Origin of the sequence: Flagellimonas beolgyonensis (assembly GCF_003992615.1) — a bacterium.
Classification (GTDB): domain Bacteria; phylum Bacteroidota; class Bacteroidia; order Flavobacteriales; family Flavobacteriaceae; genus Flagellimonas; species Flagellimonas beolgyonensis.
The window spans coordinates 363,260-377,710 of the sequence record NZ_RZMY01000016.1; the positions used below are offsets into that span (position 1 = coordinate 363,260).

Genomic DNA, 14,451 nt, shown 5'->3' on the forward strand with positions numbered 1-14,451 from the left:
GTTACAAACTCTTTTTCTTTGTCTGTAAAGACACCTTCTTTTGTATGGAGCTTCTTTCCAATGTTTTAGAACAACTGTCTACCGCTTCGAAGGTTTGTGCAAAGAGATTTTCCTCTCCCAAAACAGCAATGATGCCACTTTGATGCAGAATGTCCCTGGTCGGCCCTATCGCCCCAGCTATCTTAAATTGAATCCCTTTTTCTTTGAGTTCCAAAATGACGCGTTCCAACATCACAGTGGCACTGCTGTCGATATAATTGATCGCTTCTGCGTTAAGGACAACATACTTCACCCCTTTTCCCCTTTGTTTTAGAAATTGATACAGTTGTTTTTTGAAGTAATCCTTGTTTCCGAAATACAGTTGTGCGTCGAACCGAAGCACCAATATGTCATTTTCGATCTCTACATCTTCCACAAACCTATTGATGTTTTTGTAATAGTTGGTTCCCTTGATCCTGCCTAGAATGGCAATGTGGGGATTGGAGATTCGATAAACAAGCAACAAGAGGGAAAGTAAAACGCCCAAAAGGATACCTTCAATGAGTCCGATACAGAGCGTCATAACAAAGGTGGCAATCAACAGCAGAAATTCATCCTTTCTGTTTTTCCATAGGTACACCGGGTATTTGATGTCGATCAAACCGAATACGGAGACAATGATGATACCGCCCAAGGCCAATGTGGGCAGGTTATGGAACAAGGGCGTAAGAAACAGTAAAACAGCCGCAATGATCAGTGAACTGAATACGAGGGACAAACCGGTTTTTGCCCCGGCCTCATCATTAATGGCCGTTCTGGAAAATGAACCGGAAACTTCCAAGGACTGAAAGAACGAACCCAATATATTGGACATTCCCAAGGCACGAAGTTCTTGATTGGCATCCAATTCATATTCTGGATGCTTTTCCTCCACACTTTTGGCAATGGAAATGGATTCCATAAAACCAAAAAGGGCCACGGTAAGTGCAATGGGCAGAAACTTACCTATTTGGTCCCATTGTGCCACGGGCAATTGAAATTTGGGCAAGCCTTCTGGAATTTTGCCCACCACTTCGATTCCTTGGCCCTCCAAACCGAACAAAACCACACCCAAAATGCCCAAAACCACAATCAATAGCGGTCCAGGTAGTTTTTTGTTGATTTTCCTTAAACCAAGAATCAGGAGAATCACCACAATGCCCAAACCAAAGGTTAAAAGATGCACTTGGTTCAAATTTTTAAATATGCTTCCCAGCAATACATATACTTTTCCGGATTGGGGCAAAGTTATCCCAAGAATGTGCTTCAATTGGCCCAGTCCGATCAATATGGCGGCCGCTGAAGTAAATCCATTGATCACGGGCTTGGACAAAAAATTGACAAACGAGCCCATTTTAATGATCCCAAAGAGCAATTGGACCATCCCGATGAGCATCGTTAAAAAGATAACCGCCGCGATATACTCTTCGGTTTTGGTAAAATTCATGGCTCCGATTCCAGCAGCAATCAACAAAGAATCCATGGCTACAGGCCCAACCGCCAATTGTCTGGAAGTTCCCAATAAAGCGTAAATAACTGGTGGGACCAAGGAGGCGTACAAACCATAAATGGGAGGCATGCCAGCAATCATGGCATAGGCCATACCTTGGGGAACAAGCATGATGCCCAATGTGATACCCGCAATAAAATCGCCATAAAGGGTTGTACGGTTATAATTGGGCAGCCAGGATAAAAAAGGAAGTATCCTTTTGAACATGTGATTGTTTTTGCGCAAAACTACAATGCCTAAGGGCAATCCACAGTAGCAAGGGGTGTTTTCACAAATCCACTACATGAATGTAGCTTCTATGGAGTTTTAGTTTTTTCATTTTTTCCAACTTCTTCAGCAATCTGGACACCACAACCCTGGAAGTATGCAGATCGTAGGCAATTTCTTGGTGGGTACTTCGGATCTTATCGTCGTTGGTCACCTCCACCTTCTTTTTAAGATAATCCACCAGCCTTTGGTCCAAATTTTTGAAGGCGATACTGTCCACGGTTTGCAGCAGTTCGTTCAATCTATTTTGATAACTATCGAAAACGTAGGTTCTCCAACCATGGTATTTGGCCATCCATTCCTCCATTTTTTGAACGGGGACCATAACGATTCTTGCGTCGGTCTCCGTAATGGCGCGAATCTCACTTTTGGTATGGCCCATGCAACAGGCCATGGTCACTGAACAGGTTTCCCCTTGCTCCAAATAGTAGAGCAACAGTTCGTCCCCATCCTCATCTTCCCGCAATACTTTTATTGCTCCGGAAAGCAATAAGGGGATGTTTCGGATATATTGGCCAATATCCATCAGCGTTTCCCCTGCTGGTACTTCTATCAATTTTCCAACCTCAATAATCTCATCGATCAGCGGTGGTTCAAAATAGTTGCTGAAGGTTCCTATTAATTCTTCTTCCATATTGTTTTTAAAGGTCCCCTAAGGTAACCATTTTAATAAAGAAATTGGGGCCTGATTTTTGAGCTAAATGCAATGCCCACACAAAAAGTGTGGGCACAATGCAAATTAACTTAAACTAAACAACTGATACTAATCTTTGTTCATCTTATAACTTTATAGGTTGCCCTTTTGCCTCTTTGGCAATTGATATTCCCAGCATCTTGGCAATGGTGGGGGCAATCTGGTTGGAGTACAATTGTTCTTGTTGTTTTACTTCACCCATGGACCTCACATTTTTTCCGAAGGCCACCAACCAAACTTGGTCTGCTCCTTCGATTTTACTTCCATGGCTTCTCCAAGTGTCCAATGGCTCCGTACCCCTTCCATGATCGGTACTGATCAAAAAAACGGTCTGATTCCTATAAAATTCATCCTGTTGGGTGAATTCCCATAGTTGCTTAAGGAGGGTATCCGTATTATGTGCCGATTTCAAATAGGCCTGATAATCCCCATCGTGGGCAAAGTCATCGGTTTCTCCATAAGAGATGTAAACAAACTTGGGATGCTCCTTTTTCATATGTTCCAAAGCATAATGATGGGTAAAGGCATCCAGCCGTACACTGCCCCATGGGCTTGGAATTTGCCCTTGCAATTCGTTCAGGAATTTTTCCCTTTCATTCAAATTAGTCTTAGCAACTTCAAATCCGGCATTTACAGGAACTCCAGAGCGTTCTTCATTTATAATGTAGGGAAACACGTCCCAGCTTCCGAACGCAGCAACCTTGTCCTTTCCTTCGGGAATATTGTTGTATTGCTCTAAAATCGTCTTATTGGGATTGTCCTTTTTGGCGTTGCTCGTTATCCGCAAATCATCCGCCGATCCTGTCAAAATTTCGTTATACCCCGGATAGGAAAACCACATGGTATTGGTCAAATTTACCTTGCTGCCCAAAGGTCTATTGCCATGTATTTGACCCATTTTGGCCACTTGGTTCCAAAAAAAAGGCATCAGAACCTCTCTTCGTTCTTCTGGCGTCTCGCGCCAAAAGGCCTTTTTGAGCATGGCGGTGTCGTGGACATACTCTTTATTGGCAATTAAAAGGGAATCGGCTCCGGTAAAGAGCTCTTGCCAACGGTATCCGTCCAAAGTAATCAAGATCACTTTGGTATCATTAACGTCCTGTGCATTGATCTGTAGAAAAACTGCCAAGGCAGCCATCAAAAGTAAGATTCTATTTTTCATTTCTTTTTGTTTTAAATGATGCGGTTTCAGACCAATCACTCCAATTCAGATTTTGGTCGCGGTACCGAACCCTCCAGTAATAGGTAGTGGCCGGTTTCAATCGTTTGGTTTTTTCGTCGGTAAGGTCATCATTTTTTTGACGGTCTTCCTCGTAATACCAGTTCTCATATTGTTTCCAGCTGTCCAAAGCCAGTTTTTCAAAATCCTTGGTTTCTGAAACCTGCCAATGGGCCGCAGCCAAGAAAGCACCGCTCAAAGGACTTGAAAACTCCCCAGCTTTCAACAGGGTAAATTCTTCTTCCACTAGCTCATTGTTGGTAGGTGAAATGATCTTGGGGGCTTCAGGCTTCTTTTCCAACCGCCAAATGGTGATGCTATCGCGAAGTTCGTTATCCCTGAACTTTCCCTCATTGCCCCTGCTGATTCTTTTGATAGTAAATTTAGGGTCGCTTCGGTTACCATCCACTTCCACCATCACAAACCCGTACTCATCTTGCGAAACTGTGAACTCGTCATAATCCCGACCTTCAAACTCCCCCCAATTGTCAATGGCTCCCCCGGCCGTGGCCACGTTGACCCAAAGGTGCTTGTGGTCCCTGGATTGGCCCCTGGAATAAGCATGGGTGTGCCCGAAGAAATGAACACTGGGCTTTCCTGTCTTTGTAGAGAACGCTTCCAGCATCTCCACAACTTTTCCTGTGGACTCGTCTTCGCCCGGAATCCAAAGTTCCGATTTATGGGGATGGTGCAACTGTGCAAACACAAAATCGATGTTGTCGTCCGTTTCGGTCTCAGCCAAAACCTTTGCCAACCATTCGTATTGTTCCCTAAGATTCCGATAGCCTTCGTTGGAGTTGAGACCAATGATTCGGGTATTGCCATAATCCTTGTACCACCAATGCTCTGCATAGGCAGGAGTGCCATTCTCCGGAAGGCTAAAATATTTGAAATAAAATACCGAATTGCGCTCGTGGTTCCCCAATACAGGATACACGGGAACTTGGGCAAACAATTTTTGGGCAGGATCGAAAAAATGCTCTTTCCACTGGTAGTATTGACTTCCGCTTTGCACCAAATCGCCAGGAATCATGACCATCGCCAAATTATCCGGCAATTTGCCCCCATATTCCTTTTGCAAATATTGAAGGACTCCTTGGTTTACCACCTCCGAAAACTTGTTTGGATGCTGGCTGTCATACTGCATGTCGCTCATAGCAACAATGTTGAATGATTCCTCATCATTGGCAAAGGGCGGTGTCTTAAATTGAAAGATATCGGAAGTTAATTTCCCTGTTTTTACCCGATAGTAATATTCAGTGAAACGCTCCAAACCTTTTAACTTTACAGTATGTACCCTGGTGTCTGAAAAATTGATGCCCTCAGCATTTCCTTCGGCCTTCTTGCCCAATCTTGGGGAAGTTCCATATTCCACTATGCTTTCCTCCCCGCTGGAGGTTTCCCACATAATGGTAATGGAATTGGGTTCGGCATCCTGCAAATAGGGTTGCACCAAAATTTGGGGTTTGGATTGGGCCATAACAGTACCCAATCCTAAAAAGATATAAACAAAGAGTAGATTGATTTTTCTCATTAGGCTATTGCATTGGTTTTAAGAAAGGCTGCGTTCAATATTTCCATAGCGCTTTCCAATTCTGTTCTGGAAATGGTCAATGGTGGTGACAATTGCAACACATTCCCTTTTGATACTTTAAAACTCAGGCCTTGTTTTAGGCATTCGTACATGATTTCTTCGGCTTCCAAAATAGCCTTTTCCTTAGTGGTTCGGTTGGTTACCAATTCAATGCCCCACAAAAGACCGACACCACGAACATCACCGATCAAGGAATACTTGCGATGCATTTTATACAGGGCCTTGCGCATAAATTCCTGGTCTTCCTTTACTTTCCTCAATAGGTTTTCTTCTTCTATAATCTCCAAGAGGGCCAGTCCGGCAGCAGCACCAAGTGGACTTTTTTCATGGGTATAATGCCCGAGTGAAATATGTCCGAATTTGTTGTACGCATCACGGGTTACGATGGCTGCTTGTGGAATGATTCCACCACCAAGACCCTTTCCCAAGCAAAGAATATCGGGTTCAATGCCGAAATGTTCAAAGGCGAACATTTTTCCCGTTCTTCCAAAGGCTATCGGAATTTCATCCAAAATTAAAAGCACCCCATGTTTGCTGCAAAGTTCCCTCGCCCCCTTCCAAAATGTTTCGGAAGGCATTTGCACGTCGGTATTACGGATGGTCTCGGCCAAAACCGCACCAATCCCATCATCTTTGCTCAGCACATACTCCAAATATTCCAGCGCTTTTTCTTCATTTCCCTCAAAAATACCCCGATAGGTTATGGGAGGAGGTATACGCTCCACTCCGGGCATCAATGGCCCCATATGTTCCTGAAAAACGGATTCACCGCCCACACTGATGGCATCGAGATTGGCTCCGTGAAACGAATCCCAAAAGGAAACCACTTTGTGCTTTCCAGTAACAGCCCGAGCCAATTTCAGGGCTATACTAATGGCCGAACTGCCATTGGGCGTCAACAAAACGCGATTGAGGTCTTTGGGCGTCAGGGAGGTCAACTTTTCCGCAAAGGCAATGGCCGTTTCATTGGTGTACCTCCTGGTGGAAAAGGTGAGATTTTGGAGTTGCTCGGTTAATCTAGTGATCAATTTGGGATGTGAAAAACCCAATTGGTGCACATTGTTCCCGTGGAAATCGAGGTACCGCTTTCCTGAAATGCTTTCAATATACGATCCCTCACAATTTTTAAGCACATCCAAACACGGCGTTGACATGGATTGGTGCAAAAAAAACCTGGCATCCTTCTCCAATAGCAATTTGGTTTGGTTGTTCACTTCTTCCTGCAACCATTCACCCCTTGCCGGGGTAAGGTTGATATCCCCTTCCACAATGGCTTCCAGCTTGTGCTTAACGTGATGTATATGGTCCATGTTTCGATAGTATTTCCCTTTCTTCGGATGCATCGTTCAACACATAAATATCATAGGTATCGCCCTGTTCGTACACCCGTACCACAATATGTCCTTGTTGGCTCTTGTACTGGTCCAACCTGCCCCCGATCACATCCTTGGTGCCCTGTAGCATAATGGTTGAAAAAATATCCCGTTCGCCGGGGTACAATTGTTTCGATGTGATTCTTCGCAATACCTCTTCTCCGGGATGATCGGCGGTCCAATTTTGTTGGATCCACACCTTGGGTCTAACCGTACGCACGAAATACGGGTTTTGGGAATTCCTGTTTCCATGATGGTTCAAAGTGGCCACATCCACTGGACCAATCACCGGTGCCACATGGGATTCCAACGAGTTGATGTCCGTTTGGCCAAGACCATCAATCCCTGCAATATCGCCACCAGTGTAATAATTGAATTTGCCGTAATCGATGCGGATTACATTGCTCAATGGATTTTCACCCGGATATTCGCCTATTTTGAACAAAGGGAAATACGAATTGTCATACCCTGTCCAAATGTTTCCGTTGGAAGCAATGTTCCTTACTGAAAATGTCGGATATTTTTGCGGACTATTGTTCAACTTGATTTGATCGGAACTGCCCACCAAAAGCGCTTCGTGCTCCAATCCAACTTTGTTGGACTGGTAGTCAATGAACTTCCAATACTCCTTCAAGGTAGCGATCATCCCATAGGTATCCTTCGAAAATCGATCTTCAGCTTGTACTTTTGGGTCTTTCAGGTTGATGGGATACTCAAAACCACGATCAATTAGCTTTTTGATCGGAATATGGGTCCCCACCTCCATGATTCCCGTTAGCTGATACCCTCCGGAAGCAAATTTTCGCAATGCATCCACCTCACCAAAATGATCATCGTGGTAATGGGTAATGAGTGCATAATCCAACTTTCGCTCTTGATTTTTGGGTAAAAATTGATGGATGTAATCCACGATCCATTGCGGAGCGGTCTTGGATCGGCTGGGCATTAATTTGGCATTTCTGCTCGATGTGGTCCTAGGATGGGTTTCGGACATGTCCCCCGCATCCACAAGCAAAGTGGTGCCGTCAGGAAAAACCAAAAAGGCGGCATCGCCCCGACCTGTATTGATGTGGTGAATGTCCAAATACCCGGGTTTCCATTCTGGCAACTGTTGCTGTGCATTGGTAACCAAACCCACCCATAGTAGGAGGACAATCGGGCAATGGCTTTTGAAATTGAATTTCATCATTACTTATTTCTGTACAAAAGATTAGCTGGTATAATCTGTTTGGGAATATTCGGTCCTTGATATTTCGCATCCAAATGAAAACCGCCGCCACCGTTGAAGAATTCCACACGGATCAAATGCTTTCCCTTTTCCAAATGCAGGGACCCGCTGCGTTCCAAAACACCATGGTCCCCATCGTTGTCCACCACCAGTTTGCCATCCACATACAACTTGCTGCCATCGTCGCTGTTGGTGAAAAATCCATAAGTGCCACCCTCAGGGAGCTCCAAATAACTTTCCAAGACCAAAGCCACTTGATCTTGTTGCACATCGTCGGCTAGGGCCTCTCTGTGTGAAAATTCAGGTACGTATCCCGTTCTAATGGGTTGAAGGGTTGTAAAGTCAGGCAACTTATCCATTCCTTCACCGTAAAACACTTCGTACTTCACAGGATCTTGTTTGGTAGCTGGTACCAACCGGAAATTGGCTTCCGCCACGGTGCTCACCAAATGCCCCTCCTGAAAAATGCCTGCTTTTACGATCTCGGTATTTTTTAAATAAAAAGTGTCTTGATAGGCTTGACTGTTCTCCATGGTGGGCATATCGCCACCGACCGTGTACCTGATTTTACCTTGGTTGTTTGGGTTTTGTATGACCACGGCAACAGAGTCCGCTTTGAAAATTCCTCCGGCCGGCTCAAAATAACCGGCATCCGGAAGAATCTTGGGTTGGGTTATTTGCTCTTTGCGCTTGTAGGTAAGTTTTGGTTTTTCATTGCCAACAAAGGCTCCTTTTACGGGTCGTCCTATCCAAGCTTGTGGCGTTTGCAATCCCATGGCATAGGCAACCGTGGGGGCATTGTCGTATTGGTAAACGGTTTCTTCAATGTGATAGCCTTTTTTGATTCCGGCTCCATAAAGGATGAATGGAATCTCCATTTCGGCCAAGCTCTCACCTCCATGGCCAAATCCAATTCCACCATGATCGGCCGAGACAATGAACATGGTTTTTTCAAAAATACCTGCGTCCTTGGTTGCTTCTACAATTTGTGCGATCAACGAATCGGCTTTTTCAACCGATTTGTAATAGGCTGGGCTTCCATGGCCCAAGGCATGGCCCGCATGGTCCACATGATCTAAATGGACAAAAGTGAAATTGGGGGTATGTTGTTTGATGTAGTTTACAGCCTCTTGGGTTGTTTGGTCCTCATGATCTCCGTCGATGTCAAAATCCACATTCTCTTTTTCGAACAATCGACCAAAACCATCCCAATCGTAGATGGCCCCCGCATGTGCTTCGGGTTGCTGATCGTGGAACAAGGTGAAAATGGTAGGGAAGGTTCCATTTGCGGTCGCCACGACAGGGGGCAATTCGTGGTCGAATTTTTCCCAACCGTTGGAGGTAACGCCATGCTGTTCGGTATCGGCTCCCATGATCATACTGGCCCAATTGGAACTGGAACTGGATGGCAGCACCGAACGTGCGTGCATGGTAGCAGCCCCATTTTGCACCATCGAATCCAACATGGGGGTGTTTGCCTTTTGGATACCGTTGGGACTCAAACCATCGATTCCAATAACGATCACATATTGAATGCCTCTATCATTTTCATTATTGTTGGAAGAACAAGACCACAGGAGCAAAACTCCCATGGTCATGATCAACACTCTACTTAAATTCTGAATACACATGTACGCCAATTAATTTTCCCACCAAACTTTGGTAGTAATCTTGTCGCCGCCAATTCGATTGACCGCTTCGGTATAGTTTGCATTGTTCAAGGATTCCTCTTGACTTGGATACTCAAACCTGCTTGGATACACATCATAAAAAGCATCGGGACCAGGTTCAATGGTTGCTGGGAAACCTGTTCTTTTATACTCAATGAATCCTTGGTAATCCGTGTAAAAAAGGTTGATATATTTTTGGGTCATGATGGTTTCCAATGTGTTATCGAAAGCCACTCCTGTGCTGGTCAAATAATCCGCCGGCATAGCAACTCCCCAGTACGCAAAATTGGCCGTGATACCTTCTTCGTAAAGAGCTTGGGCATCGGCAGTGATCCATCCTCTTTGTGCTGCTTCCGCCAAAATAAACTGTACTTCGGAGTACAGCATCAACCTGGCTTGGTTGGCATTGGGCTGGAAATAAAAGAAATCGATATTGAATTTGGACAAGAAGGCATCCCCACCCTGATAGGTATAAGCGGGACCGTCCACTACGCCATTGAGCATTCCAACAATCTCCGGCGTACCCAAGGTCACGGAATTGGCCGTGGGATCGGCAAAAAACTCCAACCGCGGATCGTTCAAACCTTGCAACAGGGTCACAAAATGTTCGGAGATCCTATATTCATTGTAAGATCCTACACGATACACCGATTCTTCGGTTACCGGATGCGCATCCGGATTGGCAGACAAGAAGGTTTGCACTGCATTGTCATCGTTGGAGGTCATCACTGGATATTGTGAAGGGTTGTTGTAGATTTCAGCAATAACACTGGATGATGTGGAAGGTGCAACCTCACTCAAGCGCAATGCCAAACGCAAACGCAACGAGTTGGCAAACTTTCGCCATAGATCCAAATCACCGTTAAAAAGCAAATCGCCTTTTAGCGCATTCAGATCGGCCCCGGAAAGAAGGTTGTTGGCCGTGGCCAATTCTTCCAACATGGAGGTGTAAATGGTCTGTTGCTCATCATAAACTGGGGTATAGTTTTCCTCACTGGCCCGGTTTACCTCGGTATAGGGAATATCGCCCCACATATCGGTCAAAATACTGAAAGCCCAAACCTGCATGATCTTGGAAACGGCCACGTAGCTGTTCAGTTCATTTTCAACAGCCATTTTTTCCAATTCTTTGGCGTCGCGGATGGCATAATAGTAGCTGTTCCATGCCCCTCCTTGATCTCCCCAGTCGAAAAGGTCGAAGGAAGTAAATACAATCCGGGCTCCGTATTGGCCCATAAGGTTTCCTTCGCTCCAAGATCCACCTACCGCTTCGCGAATGGATCTTCTTTGAAGATTGGTCAATAGCAATTCCGGGTTTTGGTTGATGCTCAACGCAACATCCGGGTTATCATTGCTCACGTCAAACTTGTCACAGGACCCGAGGGTCAAAACAAGAATGCTCGTTATAATAAATATCTTTTTCATTTTGTTGATTATTTGCCTGATTAAAATTGTACGTTGATTGAAAATCCTAAACTACGTGTAGTCGGTACGGTGGCATCTTCCACGCCGGGAACAAAGCTTCCACCACCGAACGATAGCAATTCAGGGTCACCGTGGTTATAATCCTTGGCCCACAACCAAAGGTTGGTACCAATAATGGAGAAACTCAAATTCTTGATATCGTCGCTCTTCAATAATTTTTTTGGAAAATCGTAAGTCAATCGGGCCTCTCTCAATTTTATGAAGGTTGCATCATAGATACCTTCGGTTTCATTATTACGTCTGTATCTGTTGTTATGGTAAGCATTGGCGGGAACGATCACATCGTTGGGAGCATAGGAGCCATCGGCCAATTGCTTGACACCGTCCCCGATCACACCATCTGTCCAAGTTCTTCCATCACCATCGGTATAGGAAAGACCGGAATCGGCAATACCTGGGTGTGGACCACCGTATTCTGGGGAACGACCCCATAGAGTTTCCACCACGTTACCAGAAGTGGCTGCGATCAAACGGGTTCTGGACAACAGTTCACCGCCCTGTCTCCAATCCAACAAGAAGTTGAGGGACACATTTTTATATCTGATGGTATTGTTCCATCCCAAGGTAAAATCAGGGTTGAAGTTTCCAATCTTTCTTAGGGTATTATCCTGTTGTACCAAACCGTTGTTGAAGATTACCTGACCGTTATATGGACTGTTCTCATCCTCAACCCGAACCAATCCGGTACCCCACATATCGCCCAACGAACCGCCTTTTTCGGCAACCAGGGTAATTCCATTGCCGCCGTATTGGTATCTGTCCACACCATCGGCCAATTCAAGAATCTTGTTTCTGTTCAAACCAAAATTGAAGGAAGAGTTCCAAGTAATATTGTTATTGGATATCGGAGTGATCCCCAACATCAATTCCAAACCTTGGTTTCTAATCTTACCTGCATTGATAGTCCGTGCTGTTTTTCCGGAAGTAATGGGAAGATCGATATCCAAAATCTGGTTTTTGGAAACAGAATTGTAATAGGTCGCATCCAAGGAAACTTTATTGTTAAAGAACCTAAGATCGGTACCGAACTCATAAGAAGTCTGGATTTCAGGCTTCAAATCGAAGTTGGGCAATGTATTGGATGGACTAGCCGTTGGGTTGTCCCCCACCGGAGTGCCCAAAGCATAATATTCGGACAACCTGTAGGCGTCGGTATCGCTACCAACCTGGGCCCAACCTCCCCTTAACTTGGCAAAGTTGATGATGTCGTTATTTCCGAAATCCATCAAATCCGATAATATCACACTTAAGGATGCGGATGGGTAGAAATAGGAATTGTTCTGCTCCGGCAGTGTGGACGACCAGTCGTTACGGGCGGTCAAATCCAAATACACTTTATTGTCCCATCCCAACTGGGCAAAAGCATACAAGGAATTGATCTGCTTTTCCGGACGGCTGGTTCGTTGCACCAAGCTACCATCCACGTTGGAGAAGGAGTAAATTCCGGGAATAAGGAGCTTGTTTGCCATCAAGGAGTTGAAGTGGTTTTTCTGCACCATGCGGTTACCACCGAAGTTGACATTCACATTGAACTTATCGGTAACGGCCTTGTCGTAGGTCAACAAGAAATCCAAGTTGGTTTCCTGAAAATTGATCTTGTCTTCCCGGTATTGACCGTTAGGGAACCTTTGGGTAGAGTACGCCCTTTTGATGAAACGGTATTCGGAGAAGAAATCACGACCCCCGCGAACCATAAATTTGAAGTCATCATTGATCTTATACGTAGCGGAAAGATTTCCGATGATTCGGTCCTTGGCCAACCCGTTGGTATTCTCATACATGGTAAAGTACGGGTTGTCGTGATAGTTATAGTTGTAGTTGAATTGCTGGAAGCCTTCCAATCCATCTTGCCAATAATCCCGTAGGCCATGCACGTTCACTTGCTGGCCCCACCAGATGAACAAATACATTACGGATTCCGTACCGTATCCGTTTACGTGTCGGTTATCCGAATCAGACCTGATATAGTTCACTTTTGATGACACACTCAACCTATCAGTAAGTTGGTAGTCGCCGGAAAGTGAAATGGTGTTTCTTTTGATATCGGTGTTGGGCACAATACCCTTATTGTCCAAATTGGTATAGCTTACCCTGTAGTTTCCTTTGTCGTTGGAACCATAAAAAGAAACCGTGTTGATCATGGTCCTTCCGGTTTCCATGAATTCCTCGGCCGGGTTGCCGCCGTAAACAAATGGTGTGGCAATAATATCGCCCCTTCTATTCAGGTCTACCCCTGAAGATCCTAGAACGTAATCCAATCCGTGCACATCACCTCCACGTAGTCCATTGGTGGTTGGGGAATCGTGCTGTGGTCTCAAGGTTCCGTCCAATAGCGGACCCCAAGATTCGTCCACACCGTCATAGGTTCCGTTTCCGTAGCCATCGACAAAGGCGAAGTCGAAGTTTTTACCTTGTCCATAGACTCCTTGGTATTCAGGAGCTTTCAATACACTTTCAAAAGTGGTTTTGGAGCTGAAGCTGATGCCACTTCGCTGACCCTTACCTGATTTTGTGGTAATGATCACCGCACCGTTGGCGGCACGTGAGCCATACAAGGCCGTTGCATTCGCACCTTTAAGTACCGATATGGATGCCACATCATCCGGGTTGATCTCGGCCGCACCGTTACCATAATCAAGGTTCATGTTGGAAGCACCTCCCAAGGTATTGGTTCGGGTATCGGTATTGTTGTTAATCGGAATACCATCCACTACAAATAGGGGTTGGTTGTCGCCCTGCATGGAAGAGTAGCCCCTGATCACCACAGAGGAGGATTGTCCGGGTCCCGTGCCATTGGTCACTACCTGCACACCTGCCGTTCTACCCGCCAATGTACTTACAGTATTGGTACTGGTGGATTGGGAAACTTCCTCGCCCCCTACTTTTTGCACTGCATACCCCAAGGACTTTTCATCCCGGGTAATGTTCAATGCAGTAACCACTACCTCGTCCAACTGTTGTGAATCAGGTTGCAGTACAATAGTGCTCGACATTTGGCCAGAAGTATTGAACTCCTTGGCCAAGTAACCTATATAGGTTACCAATAATATTTCATTTTCACTGGGCAACTCAATTTCGAAGTTCCCATCAAAATCTGTAGCCACACCCACGGTGCTACCTTTAACAACTACCGAAGCTCCGGGCAATGGTACGTTGTTCTCATCCAAAACCTTTCCCGTAAAGGTGATTTGGGAATAGCCAATTACACTTACCATCAAGGTAAATAATAATGCTACGATTGATTTTTTCATTTGTTGAATATTTGTAAATATTGGTTAATTATTTATCAACAAATATCCAACTCATGAGTTAAGGCATGCCTTTAAACAGATTAAAAAAATGATACGGAAAGGTTAAAAGAAACTACCTAATGTTAGCTAAATATTATTTACA

9 protein-coding genes are annotated in these 14,451 nt (G+C 45.0%); all 9 read right to left on the reverse strand.

Annotated elements, in window-relative coordinates; translation table 11 throughout:
- Position 1: 1 nt before the first annotated feature.
- The gene (locus EO131_RS12650; protein WP_127022668.1) at positions 2-1,735 is read right to left on the reverse strand and encodes a SulP family inorganic anion transporter; all 1,734 of its coding nucleotides are present in this window, start codon (positions 1,733-1,735) and stop codon (positions 2-4) included.
- 61 nt (positions 1,736-1,796) lie between these two features.
- Positions 1,797-2,429 carry a Crp/Fnr family transcriptional regulator gene (locus EO131_RS12655; RefSeq protein ID WP_127022671.1) on the reverse strand — a complete coding sequence of 211 codons (633 nt, stop codon included), beginning with the start codon at positions 2,427-2,429 and terminating at the stop codon, positions 1,797-1,799.
- Positions 2,430-2,574: 145 nt separating this feature from the next.
- Positions 2,575-3,651, reverse strand: coding sequence for an alkaline phosphatase family protein (locus EO131_RS12660; RefSeq protein ID WP_127022674.1), 1,077 nt, complete (start codon positions 3,649-3,651; stop codon positions 2,575-2,577).
- Positions 3,641-5,242, reverse strand: coding sequence for a fibronectin type III domain-containing protein (locus tag EO131_RS12665; RefSeq protein WP_127022677.1), 1,602 nt, complete (start codon positions 5,240-5,242; stop codon positions 3,641-3,643). The genes EO131_RS12660 and EO131_RS12665 overlap by 11 nt, the downstream gene beginning before the upstream one ends.
- A complete protein-coding gene (gene pbfA / locus EO131_RS12670) occupies positions 5,242-6,612 on the reverse strand; it encodes a (R)-1-hydroxy-2-aminoethylphosphonate ammonia-lyase (RefSeq protein WP_127022679.1) in 1,371 nt (456 codons plus the stop codon). The genes EO131_RS12665 and pbfA overlap by 1 nt, the downstream gene beginning before the upstream one ends.
- On the reverse strand, positions 6,590-7,864 hold the full coding sequence (locus EO131_RS12675) for a ComEC/Rec2 family competence protein (RefSeq protein WP_241243838.1): 1,275 nt from the start codon (positions 7,862-7,864) through the stop codon (positions 6,590-6,592). Before EO131_RS12675 ends, pbfA begins: the two co-directional genes overlap by 23 nt.
- Positions 7,864-9,534: an alkaline phosphatase family protein gene (locus tag EO131_RS12680; protein ID WP_241243839.1), complete on the reverse strand. Its 1,671-nt coding sequence runs from the start codon at positions 9,532-9,534 to the stop codon at positions 7,864-7,866. The genes EO131_RS12675 and EO131_RS12680 overlap by 1 nt, the downstream gene beginning before the upstream one ends.
- Positions 9,535-9,543: 9 nt before the next feature.
- Positions 9,544-10,998, reverse strand: a complete 1,455-nt coding sequence (locus EO131_RS12685) for a SusD/RagB family nutrient-binding outer membrane lipoprotein (RefSeq protein ID WP_127022684.1) — start codon at positions 10,996-10,998, stop codon at positions 9,544-9,546.
- Between the two features lie 20 nt (positions 10,999-11,018).
- Positions 11,019-14,309 (reverse strand): SusC/RagA family TonB-linked outer membrane protein, encoded by a 3,291-nt coding sequence (locus EO131_RS12690; RefSeq protein ID WP_127022687.1) that lies wholly within the window; start codon positions 14,307-14,309, stop codon positions 11,019-11,021.
- Between the last annotated feature and the right edge of the window lie 142 nt (positions 14,310-14,451).